This is a genomic window from Prochlorococcus sp. MIT 1304 (assembly GCF_047305015.1).
Classification (GTDB): domain Bacteria; phylum Cyanobacteriota; class Cyanobacteriia; order PCC-6307; family Cyanobiaceae; genus Prochlorococcus_A; species Prochlorococcus_A marinus_E.
The window spans coordinates 1,053,262-1,075,937 of sequence record NZ_CP138974.1 but is presented as its reverse complement, the minus strand read 5'-3'; the positions used below and the strand labels follow the sequence as shown (position 1 = coordinate 1,075,937).

The following is a 22,676-nucleotide window of genomic DNA, read 5'->3' as shown; positions in this document are numbered from 1 at the left end:
GAAACATTCTTTGTTTATGAAAGATGACTTTTACAAAATATCAATTTAATAATTTTTGTTATTGGCCTTCAAATCCTAAAAAAATTGTAGAATTTATTGGTGGAAGTTATCTAGCTTCTAAACCAGATTTAACTTATAAAAGATTCATAGACAGTTTAATTAATAAAAACTATGCAGTACATGCTTATAAATACACTCCACAATTTGATCACCAACAACTTGCTATTAAAGCATGGAGGGATTTCAAGAATTGTCGAATATCTTTATCAAAAAGAATAGGAACATCAATTCCTTCAATAAGAATTGGTCATAGTCTAGGCTGCAAACTTCATCTAATTTCTCCTGATGGTGGAAGAAACTGCGAAAAATTCATATCAATAAGTTTTAACAACTTCAGTGCTAATAAATCCATTCCATTATTGAAACAAATTTCTCGAAAATTAGAATTCAACAGTGAATTCAGCCCAAGCCCTGAAAGAACTCTGCGATTAATTGAAAAAACATATAATCAAAAAAATAACTTCCTCATAAAATTTAACTCAGATGAATTAGATCAAACAGATAAATTATTTTCTTGTCTGAAAGCAAGAAAAGAAGATAATTCAAAGGGAGTAATGTTAAAAGGTACACACACTATTATTGCAAGCGCAGGACTAAGGGAAAATTTTTTGGGAGACTGGGCCGATGATGAATTCAAAAGAAATACTATAAAAAAAATTTCCAATTTAATTGATGAATCTGATTAGGATAATTCTTTCAGCTTTTCCAAAACAGAACTATCTTCAAGAGTGCTTATATCACCGCTAATTTTTTCTCCACCAGCTAAAGATCTTAAAATTCGCCTCATAATTTTTCCACTACGTGTTTTCGGAAGAGAGTCAGAAATTATAATCTTTTCAGGCTTTGCGATAATTCCAATTTCATTAACAACATGTTTCTTTAGATCCTCTACTAATTCTGAAGAACCGTTCACGTCTTTCTCTAAAGATACAAAAGCAACTATCACTTCACCTTTTAAATCATCTTTTTTGCCAACGACTGCAGACTCTGCAACTGATTTATGACTCACCAAAGCAGATTCTATTTCCATTGTCCCTAACCTATGTCCTGAGACACTTATGACATCATCAACTCTTCCCATAATCCATATATATCCATCTTCATCAATGCGTGCTCCATCTCCAGCAAAATAAACATTTTTTTCTCCTTTAAAGGAAATATATTCCCAATAACTCTCCAAATATCTTTTTGAGTTTCCGTGAATTGTTCTCATCATGCCTGGCCATGGTTTCTTAATAATTAAATAGCCACCTTCATTTTCTTTAACCTTATCTCCATCCTTATCGACGATTTCAACTTCGATTCCTGGCAGAGGGAAAGTAGCCGAACCTGGCTTAGTGGCAACTACTCCAGGCAAGGGACTTATCATCACACCACCAGTCTCAGTTTGCCACCAAGTATCAACAATAGGGCATTTATCTTTACCAATAACATCCTTGTACCACATCCATGCTTCAGGATTAATTGGTTCTCCAACTGTACCCAAAAGTCTAAGACTCTCCAAATTATATTTATCAGGTATTTCACGCCCAGACTTCATAAATGCTCTTATTGCAGTTGGTGCAGTATAAAAAATAGAAACCTTATATTTTTGAACAATTTCCCAAAAAGCCCCTAAATTTGAGCGCCTTGGCACTCCCTCATACATTAAGGTTGTAGCACCATTAGATAAAGGCCCATAAACTATGTAACTATGACCTGTAATCCAACCAACGTCAGCAGTACACCAGTAAATATCGTCATCTTTTAAGTCAAAAATCCATTTAAATGTCAAATGGGACCAAAGATTATAACCACCTGTAGTGTGAACTACACCTTTGGGCTTTCCAGTAGAGCCTGAAGTATAAAGAATAAAAAGTCTATCTTCGCTACTCATTATTTCTGGTTCACACTGATCTTTTTGATCTTTTACTAATTCGTGCCACCATAGATCTCTATCATCAACCATCGAAATGTTTTTTTTGGTTCGTTGAACAACCACAACTTTTTCAACAACTTTATCTGCCCCATTTTCAATTGCAGCATCAACTGCTTGCTTAAGTTCAATCACTTTATCTTTTCTAAAACCACCATCAGCAGTAATAACATATCTTGCATTTCCATCAATTAACCTGTCTTTTAAAGCTTCTGAAGAAAATCCTCCAAAGACAACTGAATGAGGTGCGCCAATTCTTGCACAAGCTAACATCGCAAACATCGCTTCAGGAATCATCGGCATATAAATACATACCAAATCTCCTTTTTTTACACCAATTGCTTTTAATGCATTAGCTGCTCTACATACCTCTTTTAGAAGTTCTTCGTAAGTATATTTTTTGCTATCTCCGGGTTCGCCTTCCCATATAAGTGCAGTCTTTCCTCCAAGACCTCTCTTAATGTGTCTATCTAAGCAGTTATATGTAATATTGAGTTTCCCTTCTTTGAACCATTTAAAAAAGGGAGCATTTTCGTTATCTAACACGGTTTGAAATGGCTCAAACCAATCTAATTCAGATTTTGCAAAAGATTCCCAAAACTGAATAGGATTATCTGATGCTTGTTTTTTTAGACTTAGTAATTCTTCTTGAGTACTAATATTTGAGTTTTCTGCAAATTTTTTTGACGGAGGAAAAATTCTCTTTTCTTCAAGTATGTTATTGATTGAATTTTTTTTATCTAATGTCATTAAATAAATCTATGCTTAATAAATTTAGTCGAAAAGATTAAGGTTATCAAAAATTTTAATATTAATTTAGCTCAAAGATTTATTTCTAATAGATCTAATAAATGCGGCTTAGAACAAATTCTGGAAGAGCCATTAAAGCTCTTTTATATTCTGAATCAGGAAGCCAGACTATAGCCTCTTTAGAGAGCATTGCAAAATCCTCAGCTAGTTTTCTTGAACTTTCAATAGCTTTAGAGTTCATTATGATATTAAGAGCATTATCTAAATCATCTTTTTCAGCAAGTTCTCTGTTTATAAGAACTGACAATTGTTTATTTTCTTCTAAGGCATATAAAACTGGGGCGGTAAGATAACCACTAGCAAGATCACTTACAGCAGGTTTTCCAAGTTGTTTATCATTTCCAGTAAAGTCAAGAATGTCATCTACAACTTGGAATGCTAAACCAATATTTTTGCCAAAATCGTAAAGCGAGGTTAAGTTTTCGTCATTAATCCCACTCAAAACTCCAGCTGCTTTGCAACTATTTGCTATTAATGATGCTGTTTTACAATAACTTTTATTGATGTATTTGGGAAAAGATTGAGCTGAATCAAATCTATTTAAGTTTTGTTTAATTTCGCCTTCTGCTAAATCCATTATTACTCTACTAAGTAATTTAACTACATTTACATTGTCAAGATTTGCTAGGTGCCAACTAGCTTGAGCAAATAAAAAGTCACCCGCCAAAACAGCTACTCTGGTATTAAATCTACTATGAACTGTATCTACTCCTCTTCTTGTAGACGCCTCATCAACAACATCATCATGGACTAATGAGGCTGTATGAATCATCTCAGTTATTTCAGCAAGCCTTTTATGTTTGGTTGTCAAGCAAAATTCCGGAGATATAGCTTTTGAAATTAACAGAACAATTCCCGGCCTCAGTCTTTTTCCTCCAGCGCTAAATAGATGTTCCGCTGCTGCTTGAAGAATTGGATGACCAGCTCCTATTAGATTTTTCAGTTCAAGAATAAGATCATCAAGATCATTTTCAACTGGTTGTAGTAGCTCTGTTACTGTATTCATGATTGACCTCTCTTATATATTAAGGAATCAAACATTACTTCGGAGGTTAACAACCCTAATTTCTTTATTAATTCCAAGCCAAAATTTTACTTTATTGGAAAAATTATCTCTTTCTGAAGTAACAAAAAATTTTACATTTTCGAAAGAAATACTCTCACAGCGCTCAGTTTCTGGAATAGCAAAAGATTCATTAAATTTTTTTATTAATCCTATCGATGGATCAATAATTTTTATATTTGGACCTAATTTTTTTCTTAATATGTCATAAATCAAAGGATAGTGACTGCATCCAAGTATTAATTCTTCAATATTTTTGTTTATTAGTGGTCTTAAGTATAAGTCTGAAAGACTATTTAACTTATCAAGATTTAATTTTTCTTTTTCAATTTCCGATACAAATTTTGGACATTCTTGTTGCAATATTATCGTATTCTCTTTTTTAGTATTTATAGCTTTTTCATAATACGATGATCGAACAGTTGTTGAAGTTGCTAGGACACCAATTATTTGTTTTTCAACTAATTCCGATACTGAGTTTATAAGGTCAAAACAAGGAATCTTTAGATTATCTTCAAGAATATCAAGCGCACAAGCATTTGTAGTATTACAAGCAACTAAAAGTGCATCTAGATTCTTATCAACAAAAAAAGTACAAATCTCCTTTGCAATTAATCTTATCTCTTTGGAGTCTTTGTTCCCAAAAGGTATTCTTTTTGTATCCGCCAAATAAAAAACTTCTACATCTTTACGTATTTTTAGTAAAGAATTAAGGATAGTAAAACCACCTATTCCGCTATCAAATATACCTACTTTAATTTTCACCCTACTTTATCAAGATATTCGAGGATGCCTTTTGCAATTGCATAGGCTAATCTTTTTCGATGCGTTATTTTTTCTAACCTTCTTGCATCTAATCTTCCCGTTAAAAATCCAATTTCTACAAGTACTGCAGGCATCCTAGTATTTTTAATCACATAAAATCGACCTTGTTTAACTCCTCGATCAGGACTTCCAGGGGAAACTATTAAGATTTGTTTTTGAATTCTTTTTGCGAGTAACCTTCCTCTCCACCCTCTGTAATAAAAGGTTTCCAATCCATTTATGTCCCTTCTTTTACCTCTTGAGGCATTTGCATGAATACTTACAAAGATATCTGCATCCGTATTATTAGCAATGGAAACTCTTGGAGGTAAATCCAAATCGACTTCATTTGTTCTAGTCAACCTAACCTTGACACCTTTCTCAGAAAGTAAATTTTTAACTATTTTTGAAACCTCTAGAACAACATCTGTTTCTCTAATACCACCAATGCCTATTGCTCCTGGATCAGGTCCTCCATGCCCTGGATCGATTACAACCTCAAACTTGTTTCGTTTTACCTCTGGTAGTTTCAAGTAACCATAATTGTTTTTCTTCTTATGAATAAAATTTTGATTTGCTTTGATATTTCCTCTTTTCTTTTCAACTAAACCTTCGCCAATCTTTTTAAATGAATATTTTGGGTTAAATAGTTTGATTCTCCATCTATTTTGATCTAAGCCAACCATTTTCCAAGTCAAAGGTTCTAAATAAGTTTCTTCTTTAAATTCAATTACTAATCTTGTTTTACCCTTATTTGGTTTACCTAATCTAATTTCTTTAATAGGGCCATTACCTTTTATTATTCTGGGATTTTTTAATTCTCCTGGAAAATCTACCCAGAATCTATCCCCAGATATTTGGTTAGACTTCTGAAAGTATGCTTTTAAATTTGTATTTGATTTAGTTCTTAATTCTAAAACCCCATTATTCTTTAGGACCCACGCCGCCAGAGCACTTGACGATTTAACTGGAAGGATTAAAGAATTTAAAAATAAAAAAACGGATAAATAACGAAAAAGTTTATTATCTAAAAACTTTATCATTATTTTGAAAACAACTTATTTTTCCTATGTTTAAGGCTTGGCATCTGCTCCCTTATTTTCTTTACTCTTTCTTTATCAGCAGGAGCTATTGCAGCTCCCTGAGTTTTTCCGGCATCAGATAAAACTGTACCCCAAGGGTCAATTACCATTGCATGGCCATGACTTTGCCTTCTCCCATAATGAATCCCAGTTTGAGCTGGAGCGACTACATATGCAGTATTCTCAATTGCTCTTGCTTGTAATAGGATTTGCCAATGATCTTTTCCAGTAAATGCTGTAAAAGCTGCAGGAATCATAATTAGTTCTGCACCATTTGAAGACAAATATCTATAGAGTTCAGGAAATCTAACGTCATAACAAATTGATAATCCTATTTTGCATAAGCCCGGAATATCTACAACAGGCGGATACTCTTTCCCAGATAAAATAGTGGATGATTCCTTATATAAATTTCCATCTGGCAAATCAACATCAAACAAATGAATTTTGTCATATTTTGCCAAAACCTGTCCATCTTTACCAAATAGTGCTGATCTATTAAAAGTATGACTGTCATCACCAGCAGGGACAGGATTACCCCCTCCCAAAAGAAATACTTGATACCTTTGTGACATAGTTTTTAGAAAATTTGCACACTTTTCTGACAATTCCGAAGCTAATCTAAGTTTTTCATCATCTCCTCCTAAAAAAGCAAAATTCTCGGGCAATCCAATTAACTCAGCACCTCTTCTAGCAGCTAATTCAATCTGTTCTTCTGCTTCAATGAAATTCGCTTCAACATTTGAAGTACTTGTAATTTGCAATGCAGCTACCAAAAAATCAGTCAAGACTTTACTCCTAGTGAACCAATTCGTAAATCATGAGGCACGAATCACACCTCTTTCAACTTGAGCTGGAACAATATCTAAGCAATCAAGTTCAGAGCAACATTTTAAATCATCCTCATAATCTCCAAGACTTGTCAATCTTTTGCCATGGGTTGCTGTTTTTAAACATTTCAAAATATCATTTTTCCAAAAATCCCAGAGTGCTAAAGCAGCCTGTAATTCGTCGTTTATGATATTAATTTCAAAATCACAGTTCTGTTTAAAGTATGAGGCCAAAGCACCTGCAGCCAAAGAATCCTCAAGTGAATATGACCCTTCCCAACCACTCCCAAGTATTAAAACATTTTCTCTTTTTAATGAAATGATTTTTTCGGCAACTGCTTTTCTATTTGGGAGTCCCATAGCAAACAAATGGGTGGCATTTTGAACTTTTTCCAATGACTTAGTCCCATTAGTCGTACTCATAAAAAGTCTTTTACCATTAACAACATTTTTTGTAACTGATAAAGGAGAATTTCCTAAATCAAAGCCCTCAATCTTCTTGCCACCTCTCTCTCCGAGCATTAGTCTCTCATCAGCTTGCCACTTGATTGCAGACTCTTTCAATAGATCTAAATCTGCAAAGACTTGTATTGAATCGGCTCCATTATTTAAAGCCCAAGAAATAGTGGTTGTAGCTCTTAAAACATCAATTACAACTGCAATATCAGGATTAAATTCCGGAACATCCTTTGCAACGTGATAATAAGTGAGATTAATGATTAGTTCCTTTTCTAAAATTATTATAGAAAACAGTTACTTAATTTGATTATTTTTTTTTAAAAACAAACTTATTGATAAGATAGAACTAATTTGTTTTTACAGAAATCTTATCAAGTATTTAAATTGAAAATGAATAATATCCGCACAATTAAAGGTGGAGTTAATTTAAAAGGAAAAATAAAAGTACCAGGAGATAAATCCATCTCTCATAGAGCTTTAATAATTGGGAGTATTGCTGAGGGTGAAACGACTATTGAGGGGTTTTTATATTCTGAAGATCCCCTTTCAACTGCTGATTGTCTTAGAAAATTAGGTGTAAATATACCAGAAATAAAAAAAGATAAGCCTTTTACGATTTCAGGATTGGGTATTAATGGATTAAAAGAGCCCAAAGAGATTCTCAATTGCGGGAATTCGGGAACCACCATGAGATTATTAATGGGGTTACTTGCCGGTCAAGAAGGCAAGAATTTTATCTTAACTGGTGATATTTCTCTTAATGAAAGGCCAATGGGGAGAGTGGGTAAACCATTATCATTGATGGGTGGCAAAATTTTTGGTAGAGAAAAAGGGAACAAAGCACCAATCTCAATTAATGGGAATAAACTAAAAGGATGTGTTATGGGAACTCCAGTAGCGAGTGCTCAAGTAAAATCCGCAATCTTATTGGCAGGCCTCAAAGCTTCTGGAACCACTTCTGTTATTGAACCAGCCTCTTCAAGAGATCATACTGAAAGAATGTTGAAAGCATTTGGAGCAGACATCACTATCAGAGGGGAATTTGGAAGAAATGTAGTTATCAAGTCAGGGGGAAGTTTAATTGGCCAGAAAATATTGATTCCTGGAGACATAAGCTCTGCTTCTTTTTGGATGATTGCTGCATCTATTGTTCCAAATTCAGAGGTTTTAATTCAGAATGTCGGATTAAATCCCACTAGAACAGGGATTTTAAATATTATGAATTCAATGGGTTGCAATTATGAGATTTTAGATAAATCGACTATTGCTGGTGAACCTATTGGATCTATAAAAGTAAAGACTTCAAATAATTTAAAATCATTCATTATTGAAGGAGATATTCTCCCAAAACTCATAGATGAAATTCCTATCCTTACTGTGGCTGCTTGTTTTTGTAATGGAGTTTCTGAAATTAAGGATGCACAAGAATTAAGGGTTAAAGAGACAGATAGATTAAAAGTCATGGCACGACAGTTACAAAAATTCGGTGCTGAAATAACAGAAAAAGAGGATGGGTTAATTATTAATGGGCAATCAAAATTTCATTCTGCGGAGGTAGATAGTGAGACAGATCATCGAGTAGCAATGAGTCTTGCTATTGCTTCACTGCTTGCCAAAGGTACCTCAAAAATCATGAGAGCAGATGCAGCTAGCGTCTCGTATCCCACTTTTTGGGAAGAGCTTGCCAAACTAACTAACTAGCCTAAAAAGTTTTTGTCTGAATTAATAGAAATTTTAACTAAAGATGGTAGTTACTCATTAAGAAGTTTGTTTTTTCAAGAGAACTTCCATAGTTTATTGGGCGCATTGGAGGAAACAAAGTTGAAATTTACATCTACTTCTAATTTACAAAGATTTAAGGGTAAATCTCTTAATGTATTGGATATATGTTTTGGTTTAGGATACAATTCCGCTTCTTTATTAGATGAATTAATTAAACAAAAATCGTATTTAAATTTGTATGCGTTGGAGATTGATAAAAAGCCACTTGAATATTCGCTGAGAAATGAATCTTTTCTTAAATTATGGGATCCAAAAGTCAAAACAATATTTGAATCAATGTATCGACAAGATTACTTTGAGGATCAATTTTTTAAATGCAGTGTGTTGTGGGGTGATGCGAGAGAAAAAATCAAAATTATTCCTTCCTCTATTAAATTCGATCTGATTTATTTAGATGGTTTTTCTCCTCAAAAATGCCCACAAGTATGGACAATGGAATTTTTATCTAAAGTCTCAGAAAATCTTAATTCTCAAGGTTATTTAATAACTTATTCTTCATCAGCGGCAGTAAGAAAAACTTTAAGAAATCTTGGATTAGAAATTTTTACTATTAAGCCAAGTATTAAAAATAGAATTTTTTGGAGTCAGGGAACTGTTGCGATACCAAAATTTAATAACAAAAAATTAAAACCTAATTTCAATTTTGAAAAGTTATCTTTAATGGAAGAGGAACATCTCTTAACTAAAGCAAGTATTCCATATAGAGATCAAGATTTAAACTCAAGCAAAGACGATATAATCAAGAGAAGATTGGATGAGCAATTTTTTTCAAATCTATTATCTACAAATAAATGGAGAGAGAAGTGGGGAATGACGAAGTTATCCGTTAAGAGTAAGATTTAAATAGGGATTTCAAATAAACATGTTAAGTGTTGCGATATTAGCGGCAGGCAAGGGCACTAGGATGGAAAGCTCATTGCCAAAAGTTTTACATAAAATTTCTGGCAAAAGTCTTCTACAAAGAGTAATTGATTCATGTGTGGAATTAAAACCTGATCAAATTTTCGTAATTACTGGACACAAATCAAAAGAAGTAGAAAAGTCAATTTCAAACGAAAAAAAAATTCATATTGTTATTCAAGAACCTCAATCAGGAACCGGTCATGCTATCCAAATACTTTGTAGAGAAGTAAAAAAACATGAAGGAAAACTTTTAGTCCTTAACGGCGATGTGCCACTCATTAGGCCTAGTACTTTAAAAAGGCTTTTATATTTACACGATTCAAAAAATGCCGATGTTTCTTTAATTACTACAAAGAAAAGAAATCCTCACGGATATGGCAGAGTTTTTTTAAAGGGAGATTTTATAGAGAGAATTGTTGAAGAAAAAGATTGCAATGATCTAGAAAGAGAAAACCGATTAATAAATGCGGGTGTTTACTGTTTTAACTGGGGTAAATTGTCAGAAATAATTAATACCTTGCGAAGTAATAATAATCAAAAAGAAATTTACTTAACAGATACCATATCTATGCTAAAAAATTCCTTAAGCCTCGAGGTAGAGGATAATGGAGAGCTTCAAGGGATTAATAACAGAATTCAACTATCAGAATGCGAGGAAAATATGCAGAATTCAATTAAAGAAAAGCATATGCTTAATGGGGTAACTTTTATTAATAAAGCAAGTTGTTCAATTAGTGAAGAAGCTGAAATTGGTAAGGATGTGATTATAGAGGCGAATACACATCTAAGAGGAAATACAAAAATAAAAAGTCATTGCATTATCGGACCAAATACTTTTATTGAGAATTCTTATGTGGGATTAAATTGTGAAATTTCAAACTCTACTGTTTATGCTTCTCAGATAATGGATTATATAAAAATTGGCCCTTATAGTCATATAAGACCTAATTCCAAAATATCTTCCTTTAGCAAAATAGGTAATTTTGTTGAAATTAAAAATAGTCAATTAGAGGAAGAATCTAAAGTAAACCATTTAAGTTATATTGGCGATTCTATTATTGGAAGATCTACAAATATTGGAGCAGGTACTATTACTGCAAATTTTGATGGCGAGAAAAAACATCAAACAAAAATTGGTAAAAATTCCAGCATTGGTGCAAATACAGTTTTTGTAGCGCCAATAAATCTTGGGGAATCAGTTACAACAGGAGCTGGTTCAGTGATCACAAAAGACTCAAAAGATAATTCATTAGCAATCTCAAGAACTCAGCAAGTAAATATAGAAAATTGGGAAAGAAAGAAATCCTGATCTAATTGATTAATTCAATAATTTTTTCAAGTTGCCAACTTCTGCTCCCTTTAATAAGAATAGAATCACCTTTTTTTGTGGATTTGTTTATCTCTTTAGGTACATCTTTAATATTATTTAAAACTAAAAATTTTTTCTTATCTTTGAGATAATTGGTGTAAATTTTTTTATTTTTTTTATCACAAATAAATAAACACTTTTCTATGTCTGAATTATTTATTAAGTTGAATATTTCTTTATGAAATTTTTCAGATTCTTCTCCCAATTCTTGCATACTTCCAAATATGAAAAATTTATTTCTCGGTTTTTCAAGGAGGGTTTTAATACATGCTTTTACTGACTCTGGCGAAGCATTATATGATTCATCATATATTGTTGTTTTTACTGATTTAAGAATTTTATTTCTTCCACCTAAACTTACAAAATCAAATTTATTAAAACTTTCAAAATCAATGCCTAGCTCTTTGGCAACTGCATAAGCCAATAGGAAATTTGAAGCATTGTGAAATCCCTCAAATGAAATTTCAAAGATATTTTCTTCGATTAAGATTGTTTTATTAGAGGGATTATAAAATCCTCGCAAATTATTATCTTTCTTAAAACTGTCATTTTGATTTTCTATATTAAGAAGTTCTACTTTTGTTACCCTACCTTTCCAGTATTCTCTTAAAGTTTCTTCAAGAAGTAAATCATTAGCTGGTATTATTACAACTCCTTTGGGATTTAAAAATTTACTAATTTCACACTTAGCATAAGTAATATTTTTTTTAGAGCCTAACAATCCAATATGTGCTGTCCCAATGTTAGTAATTACTGCAATATCGGGTTTACTATATTTAGATAAATTTTCGATCTGTCCAAGACCTCTCATTCCCATCTCAAGGACCAAAACTTTATCTTCTTTATCTGTAGCAAGAATAGTGAGACCAACCCCAATCTCATTATTAAAATTTGCATGGGATAATTTAATTTTTCCAAGTTTATTTAAAACCTCACCAACCATTTCTTTTGTAGTTGTTTTACCGACTGAACCAGTTATGGCAACCACAGGGATACTTAATTTTTTTCTTTTGAGCAAGGTTAATTTTTGAAATGCATTTAAAGTGTCACTAACAACCCAACAAGGAAAATTATCAGGAAGTAATTTCTGCATACCTTCTTTTATAACTACTGATTTAACCCCTTTATTTAAAACGTCTGGAAGAAAATTATGTCCGTCAAAATTTTTACCCTTGATAGCTATAAAAAGATCATTTTTCAAACAAGTTCTACTATCAATACATATATTCTTGAAATTTAAAGAATCTATTCCCCCCTCGCCCAGATTTTTAATATCACCCAAAACATCTTTTATTTCAAAAAAAGAGAAATCCATTAAGAATTTAAGTCATACTTTTTTTAAAGATGGATCAGCTGATTGTCCATAAGAAAATTTCTCAACTTCAGCAACATCTGGTGATGGTTCCTTTATTCCGCAAACATCCTTATACATAATTTCGTATTCAAGAGCTGATCTTTGCCAACTAAACTCTTGGCTCATTGCTCTTTTTTGTAGCAATTTCCAACTATCTTTATGCCTAAAAGCTTCCCAAGACCTTACTAAAGAAGTATAAAAATCTATAGGTTCAAAACGATCAAAGCAGAAACCTGTACCACTATTATTTTCTGGATCATGAGGTAAAACAGTATCAACTAAACCTCCAACTCGCCTTACTATTGGAATAGAGCCATATCTCATCGCCAAGAGTTGACTAATACCACATGGTTCAAATCTACTGGGCATTAAGAATGCATCAGATCCGCCATATATAAGTCTTGATAAAGAATCATCATATGTAAGAAATACTGAAAATCTTCCTGGGTAATCTAATGCCAGTTGCCATAATCCAGACTCTAAATATCTATCTCCAGTCCCTAAAACAGCTATTTGAGAATCTGTATAGGCTAAAAGTCTTCTTGAAACTTGTAGAAGTAAGTCAACCCCTTTCTGATCAACTAACCTACTAACCATACCTAAGAGATATTTTTTAGGATTTACTTCAAGACCCATTTCTCTCTGCAGAATTTTCTTATTTTCTTGCCTATTTTCTAAATTATTAATACTAAACTTTGCGGGTAAAACTGAATCTTTGGCTGGATTCCATTCATCAAGATCTATGCCATTAAGAATTCCCCTTAATTTACCTGAAATATAGTTAAGTAATCCTTCGAGACTTTCCCCGTATTCATGGGTTTTAATTTCATCTGCATAAGTCGGCGAAACAGCATTTACTCTATCTGCATACAACATGGCCGCAGCCATTGTGTGGTCTCCATGCATATACCAAGGGCACCAAGTCATTTTTTCTAGTTTCCATCTCCAAGGGCCTTGATATTTTAAATTATGAATTGTAAAGACAGTGCTAATTTCGGGGTCCTGATGCATCCAAACAGGAATCATCCCAGTATGCCAATCATGGCAATGGAGAACTTGGGGTTTCCAACAATTCCAGGCAAATTCTGCAGTGGCACTAGCAAAAAATGTAAAACGCCAGTCCTCATTTTCGCCTCCGTATATTTGGTCAGAGTCAAATGTTGGATGACCCACTAAGTAAATTACATAATTATGTATGGGATGTTTTGCTTCATATACAGAGAAATCAGTCCCCATTGTATTTGCTCTAAAGACTGGTTCATTCGATACATCTAAAAGACTCCACAATTTCCCATATCCTGGAATTATCACCCTTACATCATGACCAAGTTTTATCAAAGATGGAGGTAATGATCCAACCACATCTCCCATACCTCCAACTTTGATCATTGGAGCACATTCAGCAGCGGCAAGAAGAATTCTCATTGATAATTATTTAAAAAGGTCTTTTGAAGAATAAACTAGGGTGTCCACTTATATTCAGAAAAGTCTGGTGGACGCTTCTCGAGAAAGGCATCTCTACCTTCTTGAGCTTCTTCAGACGAATAAAATAATTGAGTTGTGTATCCAGATAATTCTTGAATACCAGCAATTCCATCATTCTCCGCGTTGAATGAAGCCTTAAGAATACGAATAGCAGTAGGACTATTACGTAAAATCTCTCTTGCCCAGATTACACCCTCAGCTTCTAATTCTTCAATCTTTGTAATTGCATTTATCAAGCCCATCTCTAATGCTTCTTTCGAATTATATTTTCTACATAAAAACCAAATTTCTTTTGCTTTTCTTTGACCAACGAGTCTTGCCAAATAACTAGATCCAAATCCAGCATCAAAACTACCAACTCTTGGACCTGTTTGACCAAAAATTGCATTTTCTGCGGCAATGCTAAGATCACAAATTAAATGAAGTACCTGACCTCCTCCAATTGCAAAACCAGGAACTAAGGCAATAACTACTTTAGGCAAACTTCTTATTAATCTTTGAAGTTCAAGTACATTTAACCTCTGCTTCCCTTCATCATTTTTATATCCATTTTCACCTCTTACACTCTGATCGCCTCCAGAGCAAAAAGAATAAATACCTCTCTTGTCAGGTCCCGCACCTGTAAAAAGAACTACTCCAATATTTTCATCATTTCTTACGATATTAAATGCGTTAATGAGTTCATCTACAGTTTGTGGCCTAAATGCATTTCTTTTTTCAGGGCGATTAATTGCAATTCTCGCAATTCCCTCATCTGATTTATGAAACAATATATCCTCATAAGATTTGTATTCTGTCCAATTTAAGCTTGTTTTACCAGGTAATACTTTCATGAATACTAATTATTTAAAGATAGAAAGAAATGAATTTAACTGCCAATTATTTTTTCTAGCAGGGCATTTTTTTCATAAATTTCATTTTCTGGATCAATATCAACTTTAATTATTACAGATTTCTGGATAGAAATGCTCCAATCGAATGCCTCTCGTAATTTTTTAAAATTTGACACACTTTTAAATTTTACTTGATAGCTCTCTGAGAGTTTTGACCAGTTTATTTCTTTAGGCATAAGAAATAGTTTTTTAAATTCATCTTCTTTTAAATTTTTTTTATAAATACGATTAAATATATTTCCACCATTATTATCTATTAGAAGAATTGTTAAATTCATGTCGACTGAATTCTCAATTAGCCAACCGTTTATATCATGAACAAAAGCCAAATCCCCAGTCACGAGAAGTAAAGGATTTTTAATTCTAGAAATTCCTAATGCAAGAGATAAAGTACCATCTATTCCAGAAGCTCCTCTAAAGCTGAAACAATTTCTTGTTAAAGTACCATTCTCAGAAAAAGTAAGCCAATCTCTAATCGGGCTACTAGCGGAGAGCATTATTGGATGTTCAGCTGGCCAAAGCTTTGGAACAAGATTTGCAAGCTTATATTCAGTAATTTTATTATCAATAATAATTTCGTCTTTTAAAATATCTTTAATTTGCTTACCTTCCTCTATGAGATCTAGAGCTAACGGAGTAAGAGACTTTTTGTTTTTTTCATTAAATGATAATTCCTCTAGCAATATAGAAGTAAAATTTAATAGCCCAAAATCATATTCAAATGATTTTTTTATAGGGTCCAATTTTCTATAATTTTTTTCTTTTATAAGAATTTGTATACCTTCAAACTTTATTAGAAAATTCTCTAAATCAATTGAAGATGACATAGGACCAAGCCTTAAAAGTTGTTTACATTTAATAAGATTCTTATGTTTTCTTAAGACTAATTCCCAATTTACAACTAATCCTCTCAAATCAGAATAAACTCCTGAAACAGGATCAGCAAATACTGGCCAACCAGTAATTTCTTGTAATTGTTCTAAAGATTTATTGAAAGAAGATAAGTCATTTACTGAACCTTGATAGGGACCTACCAAAATAATGCCAGATTCATCTAAATTAAAAATTTTTGAAATTTCTAAGAATTTGTTTTTATCAGACTTTATTTCAACTTTTTGAAAGACATATTGTTTCTTTAAATAAATTCTTTTAAAAACCTCTAAAACATTTTTTTTATTCAAAAATGAAATATCTAAAGGCTTATCAATAGGAATATTTAAATGAATAGGACCAGGGAAGGTTGATATTTGTTTCTCAGTAATTCGAACTAAATTCAAGATTTCATTTTCTTGCGTTTCATGAAGTCCATTTAGATTTGTACTTAAAACACTTCTACACACTGAACTCAAAAAATCTTCTTGATTTACTGTTTGGTTAGCGCCACAATCTTTTAATCTTAAGGGTCTGTCGGCAGTAAGAAATATAACACCTTTACAAGATCGATCTGCCTCAACTGCTGCTGGCAATAAGTTACTTACCGCAGTCCCAGAAGTTGTAATAACTAAAGAAAGATTACCTGATGCGGCAGAAATCCCAAGAGAGTGGAATCCCGCTGATCTCTCATCTATTGAATTAAAAATATTTACCATTCCTAATTTATTTAATTCTCCAGCAGCTATTGCTAAAGGTGCTGATCTACTACCAGGACATAGTATTAAATTTTGAACTCCTATTTTTATAAGAAGATTCAAAAGTTGTAAACTTCTAAGAAAATTTTGGCATTCAATAGATGATGTCATAATTTACATAAATGCTTTGGGATTTTCCTCATAACTGAATTAAATAAAAAATGTCTACAACTCAAGAAAAAAGAAATTCAATACTAAGGGATTTAAAAAATCTTTTAATCTGGATATCTATAGCTTTAATTATACGATGGCAGGTTATAGAGCCAAGATGGATCCCATCCGGTTCCATGCTTCCAACTCTTCAAATACAAGATAAAATTCTTGTTGAAAAATTAACCCCTAAAATCACATCCAAATCAAATCTTGCAAAATTAAAAAATAAAATAGTTGTTTTTAACGTTCCGGAACAATTAATTAATGCTGGTTATGAGGCAGATACTGCACTAATAAAAAGAGTAATTGGAACCCCAGGTGACAAGGTAGAAGTTAGAGACGGTAACCTTTACTTAAATGATATCGCCCAAAGAAATTACTTTTTTGACCAAAATATTAACTATTCTATTGGGCCTTTTATTGTTCCAGAAGACTCATTATGGGTGATGGGAGATAATAGAAATAATAGTATGGACTCACATATTTGGGGGTTTTTACCCTATAAAAAAGTTATTGGTAAAGCTATTTTTAGATATTGGCCTTTTAATAAAATTGGACCTATTCGGTTCCCTGCCCTTAATAATTTAGATTAATGGGTACTTGATGTTGTAGGGTTTTTATATCTTGAAGCTGTAGAAATGTTTAATCCAGAATTTCTTGCTACTGAAAATAATGATCCAAACGATGAAAATGATTTAATTCAATATTTACAAAAACAATCCCCAGAAGTTCTTCAAAGAGTAGCAAAATCAGCTAGTGAAGATATTCAAGAAATTATTAGACATAATGTTCAAGGTCTTCTTGGAATGCTTCCTTCAGATCAATTTGATGTAAAAATAACATCTTCAAAAGAGAACATTGCTAATTTATTATCTTCTGCAATGATGACAGGATATTTCTTAAGACAAATGGAGCAAAGAAAAGAGCTGGAACAAACACTCAAAAATGATGAAAACATGTCTATTGAAGAATAATAGTTTTTAAAGATTTACTTCTTCCGGAATTATTCCTAGTTCAAACAATTTTTTATATAAACTCATCAAAAATTTATTATCCTCAGGAAGTTTATCCCACTTTTGGGAATTAATTTCATCAATTAATTTTTGACAATCTTCTATTGTAAATTTTATTGGTGCCGTAAAATGAGCTGGAATTAAATATTGCATATCTTCAAAAGACTTTATATTTTCTAGCCATTTAAGTAATACTTCTTTTGAACGCGGAAAAATTAATTTTTGTAAAACTGGTGCAATTTGAATTTTAGGAGTATCTTTACCCATTATTTCAACAAGAGAGGATTCCCAATCTTCGTCCCATAAAAAGGGATAAATACCGAAATGAGATCTCCAATTTCTAAGATCTTTTTTGAATGAATAATTAAATATTTCTTTTAAAGGTGGAATATTTAATTTTCCTGGTTTCAAAAAAGATGAAAATAAGACTAACCTTTTCCATCCTTTTTTTCTTTGTTCGATGGTGTCAATCAAAGGTTCATCTCCTCTCTCTCTAGAATGAAAAAGAAGTGGAGTTGGATCAAAATTAAATATCTCAGGTGGTTTGGAGTCTATTCCAACTATTGCGTCTGTTACATGAAGAGTTTTCGTAGGGTAATGGAAACAGCTTATCTCCTGATATCTTCCAAGTCCTAAATTTAATGGTCCTAATGAAGACCATTTAAAGGAGTTTGTATATGGAGTACCTTCCTCAAACAGTATTCTTGATCTTTTTGATGGAATTCCTAAAAAATCTAATGGTAGATTTATGGGAAAACTCCATTGTCCAGGACAAAGCCAAATTTCTGCATCTTTAAAAATTCTTGAAAGAGCTGGCAGTCCAATTTTATGTTCTAGTCCAGAGGCACTCGGTAAAATTATTGTTTTTACTTTGCCGTGAATCGCAGTTAATTTTTCTAACTCATTTATTAATTCTTTTGTCGGAGGCAATGGATTTATTAGCATCAATCCATTATCAACCTTTATTACAGTCATTCTTATTGGAACAGCAACATAATAAAGTCCCTGTATTTGTTCCAAGGACCATATTTGATCAGGGATTAATTCTCTAAAAATTGTTTTCTTTTTTCCATAAGGATATAAGGGGAATAATGGCCACCAACTCCATTTTTTATTTAAAGTTTCTTCCACCGCTATCATTTATACCCAGCAAATAGTTTCTTTAACTTAAATATTCCATATCTTGGAGCGAATAAAAAAGCAAATAAAAAAATAAAAGTTTGCGCCAATACAATTGATCCACCTGTTTCAAGATCAAACCAAAAACTAACATAGATTCCTATAAGACTTGAGATAATTGCACTTAATACTGAAATTACTGTCATATTATCAAACTTATCCGTAAGTAAATATGCTGTAGCCCCTGGTGTAATCAACATTGCAACTACTAAAATAATTCCAACAGACTGTAAGCCAACAACAGCTGCCAAAGATAAGCATGTGAGGAGTAAATAATGAAGAAAAAATACATTAATCCCAACTGTTTTTGCATGCCTAGGATCAAAACAATAAAGCATTAAATCTTTTCTAAAAATTGATAAGAGGATCACTACCAATAAACAAATAAATATAGTTTGTTTTACATCTGAAAGTGATATTCCTAATGGGCTACCAAAAAGAATTGAGTGCAGATCAATATTACTTTTAATCTTAGAAACCAATACTATTCCAAGAGCAAAAAATCCAGTAAATACTAAACCAATAACAGTATCTTCCTTTACTCTAGATTTCTGCTTAATAAACCCTATTAATGCTACAGACCCAACTCCAAAAATAAATGCCCCTAATGAGAAAGGAAGACCTAATGCATAAGCAACCACAACACCAGGCATTACTGAATGTGACACTGCATCTCCCATTAAAGCCCATCCTTTAAGAGTCAAATAACTTGATAGGAAACCACAAACAGCTGCAACTAGTGAACTCATAAGAAGTGCTTTTCTCATAAATTCATGAGTTAAAGGATCTGTTATGAATGAATCTAAAGTTAAAAAAGAACAGAGCTCCATATAATTTAAAATTTAGGATTCAGGTCCAAACAAGAAATCAGGTGAGATCCCCCCAAAAGTGGTTGTAATATTTTCAGGGGTAAACACTTCAGATGTCTCTCCGTAAGCTACAACAGTTTTATTTATTAGAAGAACCAAATCACAAAATTCACGGACATGAATCATATCGTGAGTTGATAATAATATAGTTTTCCCCTCATTTTTAAATTGAATAAATAATTCCGAGATAAGTTTCTCAGTTCTTATATCAACACCAGAAAAAGGCTCATCAAGAAGTAATATTGAAGCTCTTTGCGCAATTGCTCTAGCTAAAAAAGTTCGTTTTCTCTGACCTCCAGATAAGTTTCCAATAGGTGTAGATAAATGATCAGTAAGATCAACTCTCTCAATAGCATCTTTAACCGCCTGAACATCAGACTCTCTAGGAGACCTAAAAATATTCATAGAACCATATCTTCCCATCATCACTACATCCCAAACACTTATTGGAAATTGACTATCAATTCCCTCATTTTGAGGAACATAAGCAATTGTCTGATCTTTTTGAGCAGATCTTACAGACTCTCCATTTATTCTAATTTTTCCCTTTGAAATATTTACAAAGCCAGTTAAAGCATTAAAAAAAGTTGTTTTGCCAGCCCCATTCATCCCTACTAACCCACAAATCTGGCCAGGTTTCAATCTTAAATTGGCATCATACAAAGCCACCTTGCCGTTGTAATCTACACAAATATTCTCTGCCTCAATCCTAAAGTTTTGATAATTGATTGTTTCCATAATTTAAAAAAGCCCTTTTTTTATCAATTCCAAATTATGCTCAAGCATTTTCATATAGGAACTTGCAGGCCCACTATCATCAGATAATGAATCAACAAAAAGACTTCCTCCAAAATTAGCCCCAGTTTCGTTTGCAACTACCATTTGAGATTCGTTACTTACAGTACTTTCGCAAAATACAGATGGAACATTTTTTTCTTTAACAAGCGAGATTGTTCTTGCCATGCTTTTGGGAGTAATTTGACTCTCAGCATTAACTGGCCACAAATAAACTTCTTTTAATCCATAATCATTTGTTAGATACGAAAAAGCCCCTTCACAACTTACTAGATACCTCCTGTCTTTATTTAAGTTATTAATAAAAAGTGAGAATTCTTTATCTATTTTAGATAGTTTATCTTTATAAATTTTTCCATTTTCTTCAAATAATGTCCTTTTGGATGGCCTCAATTCTGATAAAGAATCCACGATAATATCTACGTATAGAATCCCTCTTTTTGGAGAAATCCAGGCATGAGGATTGGGTTTCCCTTTATAAAAATCTTCACTTATAAAAATAGGATCCAAATATTCCGCGACAGTAATTCTTTTAACTTTTAAATTAGAAACAAATTTTTCAGCCCATAATTCAAATCCAAATCCATTATCAATAAAAACAAAAGCACTAGAGGCATTTACCAAATCGCTTGGAGTTGGTTGGTAGCCATGAACTTCAACTCCAGGTTTCGTTATTGATCTAACAATAAAATCATCTTTAGCGATATTACTAATTATATCCGCCAAAACAGTGAAACTTGCCAGTATTACTTCTTTAGTTTCATTTTTATTTGATATTCTCTTACATGAGCCTGAAGCAATAGAAAGCAGAATTATCAAACTTAAAAAAAGAATATTTTTTTTCATATTTAACATTCATCCAAAGATTATGAATTAAAAGATAGTTTTATAAGTGGTTTTCTAAGATCAGAAATAAATCCTTTCCAATTTATTTTTTCTTTTTCAAAAGCTTCTTCAACTATTTTCTCAGAATTTTTCTTTATAAAATCCAAATCAGGTTCTTCTACTCCTTTTGTTATTGCCATAAAATCAGCCAAAGAACTTGATACAACTCTTGTTAAATAAGCAGCACTGACAGCCTGAAATGTTCCAGAAACAAGCCAATTTGGGCCATGTAATTTTGTTATGCCAATTAGAGTCTGTCCACTCCATTCAATAACTCCCTGAGCAATTGCAGTCTTTAAAATCTCTTTGGATACTTTATCTAAAATTTCAGGAGACCAATTACATCCCCATATAGACTTAATTTCTTTAATCATTAAAGAATTTAATACTGTCATTGCCATAACATCAATTGATGGGATAGGAGATAAGAAAACAGTTGTTGCGACAAGAATTTGATTTTTTCTTTGTATACCTTTTAACTGCATTCTTCTTATACCTTCAATTTCAGATTGCCAAGCGGCATGAAGTTCTTTCAAGAGCCTTTTTTTTGTATTTTCAATATTTTTAGATGAACTTATGAAAAACTTCCTTAAAGAAAAAGGTATATTTGTTATTTCACTCTTATTCACATCAAAAGTAATGATTTTGTTTATAAAGTCACTTGAAATTTGAGACTTTAGGTCTTCTATCTGATTTTTGGCTTCTATTTGGTTGGAAGTTAAAGCCACCAACCAGATTGGCATATTTTTAGGAAACTTTTCCAACCACAAAAAATCATTTGCTGACAAAGGCAAGTTTATAAAATACAAGATTGCATCACTCTTCAAAGCTTCTTCTGGTATAACTTGAGAAGAATTGTATTTAGGCAGTTTTTTGTATAAAACAAAGTCAAACTTATCTGCTTTGAAATTACTTTTCAAAACAGATTGAAAACTTTGATAATCTTTTTGTCCAATGCAACTTATTTTTTCTTTTTCACATCTATTAAGAATAGATTCAAGTGTTTTTTGTCTTTTTGAATTCTGTTTTTCTAATTCATTTGTTGCTTCAAGTTCTTCAAAAAAATTTAAATCTTCATTACATAGATTTATCCAACCATCTAAATTATTTGGCTCATTAAATTTAGGCTTATCATTCTTCAAGTAAAAATATCCCCCCAAACACAACGAAAAAAATCCTACTGAGCCTCCTGCAAAATGAATTAAGTCACTGACAAACCATTCCCCAAAACCTAACAATAATAAAATAATAAGAAGATTTTTTTTTGGAAACTTTATTAAATCCTTTAAAAGGTTGTCTTTACTAATATCAAACACAATACTTTATTTTTCTAATTTTATTTTAA

General features: G+C 32.3%; 21 protein-coding genes. 6 read left to right on the top strand and 15 right to left on the bottom strand.

Annotation, left to right across the window (positions count from 1 at the left end):
* Nucleotides 1-23 precede the first annotated feature (23 nt).
* Nucleotides 24-746, top strand: a complete 723-nt coding sequence (locus SIB45_RS05970; RefSeq protein ID WP_011862636.1) for a DUF1350 family protein — start codon at nucleotides 24-26, stop codon at nucleotides 744-746.
* Here the strand turns inward: SIB45_RS05970 and acs are convergent.
* The 6 genes from acs to SIB45_RS05940 form a co-directional block, all read right to left on the bottom strand.
* Nucleotides 743-2,725, bottom strand: a complete 1,983-nt coding sequence (gene acs / locus SIB45_RS05965) for an acetate--CoA ligase (protein WP_011862635.1) — start codon at nucleotides 2,723-2,725, stop codon at nucleotides 743-745. The two genes, SIB45_RS05970 and acs, sit on opposite strands and share 4 nt — an antisense overlap.
* Nucleotides 2,726-2,819: 94 nt before the next feature.
* Nucleotides 2,820-3,791 carry a solanesyl diphosphate synthase gene (gene sds, locus SIB45_RS05960; RefSeq protein WP_011862634.1) on the bottom strand — a complete coding sequence of 324 codons (972 nt, stop codon included), beginning with the start codon at nucleotides 3,789-3,791 and terminating at the stop codon, nucleotides 2,820-2,822.
* Between the two features lie 27 nt (nucleotides 3,792-3,818).
* The gene (gene murI / locus SIB45_RS05955; protein ID WP_011862633.1) at nucleotides 3,819-4,613 is read right to left on the bottom strand and encodes a glutamate racemase; all 795 of its coding nucleotides are present in this window, start codon (nucleotides 4,611-4,613) and stop codon (nucleotides 3,819-3,821) included.
* Nucleotides 4,610-5,695 (bottom strand): N-acetylmuramoyl-L-alanine amidase, encoded by a 1,086-nt coding sequence (locus SIB45_RS05950; RefSeq protein WP_011862632.1) that lies wholly within the window; start codon nucleotides 5,693-5,695, stop codon nucleotides 4,610-4,612. The genes murI and SIB45_RS05950 overlap by 4 nt, the downstream gene beginning before the upstream one ends.
* Entirely contained in the window at nucleotides 5,695-6,522 is an 828-nt protein-coding gene (locus SIB45_RS05945) for a carbon-nitrogen hydrolase family protein (RefSeq protein WP_413682111.1), read from the bottom strand. The genes SIB45_RS05950 and SIB45_RS05945 overlap by 1 nt, the downstream gene beginning before the upstream one ends.
* A 30-nt stretch (nucleotides 6,523-6,552) precedes the next feature.
* Complete coding sequence (locus tag SIB45_RS05940; RefSeq protein ID WP_041484670.1) at nucleotides 6,553-7,281, bottom strand: 2-phosphosulfolactate phosphatase family protein; 729 nt, start codon at nucleotides 7,279-7,281, stop codon at nucleotides 6,553-6,555.
* Between the two features lie 126 nt (nucleotides 7,282-7,407).
* Between SIB45_RS05940 and aroA the strand changes: the two genes are divergently transcribed.
* Genes aroA through glmU form a run of 3 tightly spaced genes read left to right on the top strand, consistent with a single transcriptional unit; the run spans nucleotide 7,408 to nucleotide 11,017 of the window.
* Nucleotides 7,408-8,724, top strand: coding sequence for a 3-phosphoshikimate 1-carboxyvinyltransferase (aroA, locus tag SIB45_RS05935; RefSeq protein WP_187146063.1), 1,317 nt, complete (start codon nucleotides 7,408-7,410; stop codon nucleotides 8,722-8,724).
* A gap of 12 nt (nucleotides 8,725-8,736) precedes the next feature.
* Nucleotides 8,737-9,648, top strand: coding sequence for a tRNA (5-methylaminomethyl-2-thiouridine)(34)-methyltransferase MnmD (locus SIB45_RS05930; protein ID WP_011862628.1), 912 nt, complete (start codon nucleotides 8,737-8,739; stop codon nucleotides 9,646-9,648).
* Between the two features lie 19 nt (nucleotides 9,649-9,667).
* Nucleotides 9,668-11,017 carry a bifunctional UDP-N-acetylglucosamine diphosphorylase/glucosamine-1-phosphate N-acetyltransferase GlmU gene (gene glmU, locus SIB45_RS05925; protein WP_011862627.1) on the top strand — a complete coding sequence of 450 codons (1,350 nt, stop codon included), beginning with the start codon at nucleotides 9,668-9,670 and terminating at the stop codon, nucleotides 11,015-11,017.
* Nucleotide 11,018: 1 nt separating this feature from the next.
* Here the strand turns inward: glmU and SIB45_RS05920 are convergent, their stop codons facing one another.
* From SIB45_RS05920 to menD, 4 genes are read right to left on the bottom strand one after another with little or no spacing between them, the layout of a single operon-like run.
* Nucleotides 11,019-12,392 (bottom strand): UDP-N-acetylmuramoyl-tripeptide--D-alanyl-D-alanine ligase, encoded by a 1,374-nt coding sequence (locus tag SIB45_RS05920; protein WP_011862626.1) that lies wholly within the window; start codon nucleotides 12,390-12,392, stop codon nucleotides 11,019-11,021.
* A 12-nt stretch (nucleotides 12,393-12,404) separates the two neighbouring features.
* Nucleotides 12,405-13,856 (bottom strand): glycogen synthase GlgA, encoded by a 1,452-nt coding sequence (gene glgA, locus SIB45_RS05915; RefSeq protein ID WP_011862625.1) that lies wholly within the window; start codon nucleotides 13,854-13,856, stop codon nucleotides 12,405-12,407.
* 35 nt (nucleotides 13,857-13,891) lie between these two features.
* Complete coding sequence (gene menB, locus SIB45_RS05910; RefSeq protein WP_011862624.1) at nucleotides 13,892-14,749, bottom strand: 1,4-dihydroxy-2-naphthoyl-CoA synthase; 858 nt, start codon at nucleotides 14,747-14,749, stop codon at nucleotides 13,892-13,894.
* Between the two features lie 35 nt (nucleotides 14,750-14,784).
* Nucleotides 14,785-16,548, bottom strand: a complete 1,764-nt coding sequence (gene menD, locus SIB45_RS05905) for a 2-succinyl-5-enolpyruvyl-6-hydroxy-3-cyclohexene-1-carboxylic-acid synthase (protein WP_011862623.1) — start codon at nucleotides 16,546-16,548, stop codon at nucleotides 14,785-14,787.
* A gap of 50 nt (nucleotides 16,549-16,598) precedes the next feature.
* On the opposite strand from menD, the gene lepB reads away from it, so the two are divergent.
* The gene (gene lepB, locus SIB45_RS05900; RefSeq protein ID WP_011862622.1) at nucleotides 16,599-17,183 is read left to right on the top strand and encodes a signal peptidase I; all 585 of its coding nucleotides are present in this window, start codon (nucleotides 16,599-16,601) and stop codon (nucleotides 17,181-17,183) included.
* A gap of 45 nt (nucleotides 17,184-17,228) precedes the next feature.
* Nucleotides 17,229-17,564 (top strand): DUF760 domain-containing protein, encoded by a 336-nt coding sequence (locus SIB45_RS05895; protein ID WP_011862621.1) that lies wholly within the window; start codon nucleotides 17,229-17,231, stop codon nucleotides 17,562-17,564.
* 6 nt (nucleotides 17,565-17,570) lie between these two features.
* On the opposite strand, the gene SIB45_RS05890 is transcribed toward SIB45_RS05895, so the two are convergent.
* Genes SIB45_RS05890 through SIB45_RS05870 form a run of 5 tightly spaced genes read right to left on the bottom strand, consistent with a single transcriptional unit; the run spans nucleotide 17,571 to nucleotide 22,647 of the window.
* Nucleotides 17,571-18,743, bottom strand: coding sequence for a DUF4336 domain-containing protein (locus SIB45_RS05890; protein ID WP_011862620.1), 1,173 nt, complete (start codon nucleotides 18,741-18,743; stop codon nucleotides 17,571-17,573).
* The gene (locus tag SIB45_RS05885; RefSeq protein WP_011862619.1) at nucleotides 18,740-19,612 is read right to left on the bottom strand and encodes a metal ABC transporter permease; all 873 of its coding nucleotides are present in this window, start codon (nucleotides 19,610-19,612) and stop codon (nucleotides 18,740-18,742) included. Before SIB45_RS05885 ends, SIB45_RS05890 begins: the two co-directional genes overlap by 4 nt.
* Nucleotides 19,613-19,624: 12 nt before the next feature.
* Nucleotides 19,625-20,389 carry a metal ABC transporter ATP-binding protein gene (locus SIB45_RS05880; RefSeq protein WP_011862618.1) on the bottom strand — a complete coding sequence of 255 codons (765 nt, stop codon included), beginning with the start codon at nucleotides 20,387-20,389 and terminating at the stop codon, nucleotides 19,625-19,627.
* A 3-nt stretch (nucleotides 20,390-20,392) separates the two neighbouring features.
* Nucleotides 20,393-21,292, bottom strand: a complete 900-nt coding sequence (locus SIB45_RS05875; RefSeq protein WP_041484749.1) for a metal ABC transporter substrate-binding protein — start codon at nucleotides 21,290-21,292, stop codon at nucleotides 20,393-20,395.
* A 20-nt stretch (nucleotides 21,293-21,312) separates the two neighbouring features.
* Complete coding sequence (locus SIB45_RS05870) at nucleotides 21,313-22,647, bottom strand: YcjF family protein (protein ID WP_011862616.1); 1,335 nt, start codon at nucleotides 22,645-22,647, stop codon at nucleotides 21,313-21,315.
* Nucleotides 22,648-22,676 lie beyond the last annotated feature (29 nt).

What these genes read in the sequence shown, in the direction of transcription:
- SIB45_RS05970 (WP_011862636.1), top strand. Translation starts at nt 24, where the DNA reads ATGACTTTTACAAAATATCAATTTAATAATTTTTGTTATTGGCCTTCA.
- acs (WP_011862635.1), bottom strand. Translation starts at nt 2,725, where the DNA reads ATGACATTAGATAAAAAAAATTCAATCAATAACATACTTGAAGAAAAG.
- sds (WP_011862634.1), bottom strand. Translation starts at nt 3,791, where the DNA reads ATGAATACAGTAACAGAGCTACTACAACCAGTTGAAAATGATCTTGAT.
- SIB45_RS05950 (WP_011862632.1), bottom strand. Translation starts at nt 5,695, where the DNA reads ATGATAAAGTTTTTAGATAATAAACTTTTTCGTTATTTATCCGTTTTT.
- glmU (WP_011862627.1), top strand. Translation starts at nt 9,668, where the DNA reads ATGTTAAGTGTTGCGATATTAGCGGCAGGCAAGGGCACTAGGATGGAA.
- SIB45_RS05920 (WP_011862626.1), bottom strand. Translation starts at nt 12,392, where the DNA reads ATGGATTTCTCTTTTTTTGAAATAAAAGATGTTTTGGGTGATATTAAA.
- glgA (WP_011862625.1), bottom strand. Translation starts at nt 13,856, where the DNA reads ATGAGAATTCTTCTTGCCGCTGCTGAATGTGCTCCAATGATCAAAGTT.
- menB (WP_011862624.1), bottom strand. Translation starts at nt 14,749, where the DNA reads ATGAAAGTATTACCTGGTAAAACAAGCTTAAATTGGACAGAATACAAA.
- menD (WP_011862623.1), bottom strand. Translation starts at nt 16,548, where the DNA reads ATGACATCATCTATTGAATGCCAAAATTTTCTTAGAAGTTTACAACTT.
- lepB (WP_011862622.1), top strand. Translation starts at nt 16,599, where the DNA reads ATGTCTACAACTCAAGAAAAAAGAAATTCAATACTAAGGGATTTAAAA.
- SIB45_RS05895 (WP_011862621.1), top strand. Translation starts at nt 17,229, where the DNA reads ATGTTTAATCCAGAATTTCTTGCTACTGAAAATAATGATCCAAACGAT.
- SIB45_RS05890 (WP_011862620.1), bottom strand. Translation starts at nt 18,743, where the DNA reads ATGATAGCGGTGGAAGAAACTTTAAATAAAAAATGGAGTTGGTGGCCA.
- SIB45_RS05885 (WP_011862619.1), bottom strand. Translation starts at nt 19,612, where the DNA reads ATGGAGCTCTGTTCTTTTTTAACTTTAGATTCATTCATAACAGATCCT.
- SIB45_RS05880 (WP_011862618.1), bottom strand. Translation starts at nt 20,389, where the DNA reads ATGGAAACAATCAATTATCAAAACTTTAGGATTGAGGCAGAGAATATT.
- SIB45_RS05875 (WP_041484749.1), bottom strand. Translation starts at nt 21,292, where the DNA reads ATGAAAAAAAATATTCTTTTTTTAAGTTTGATAATTCTGCTTTCTATT.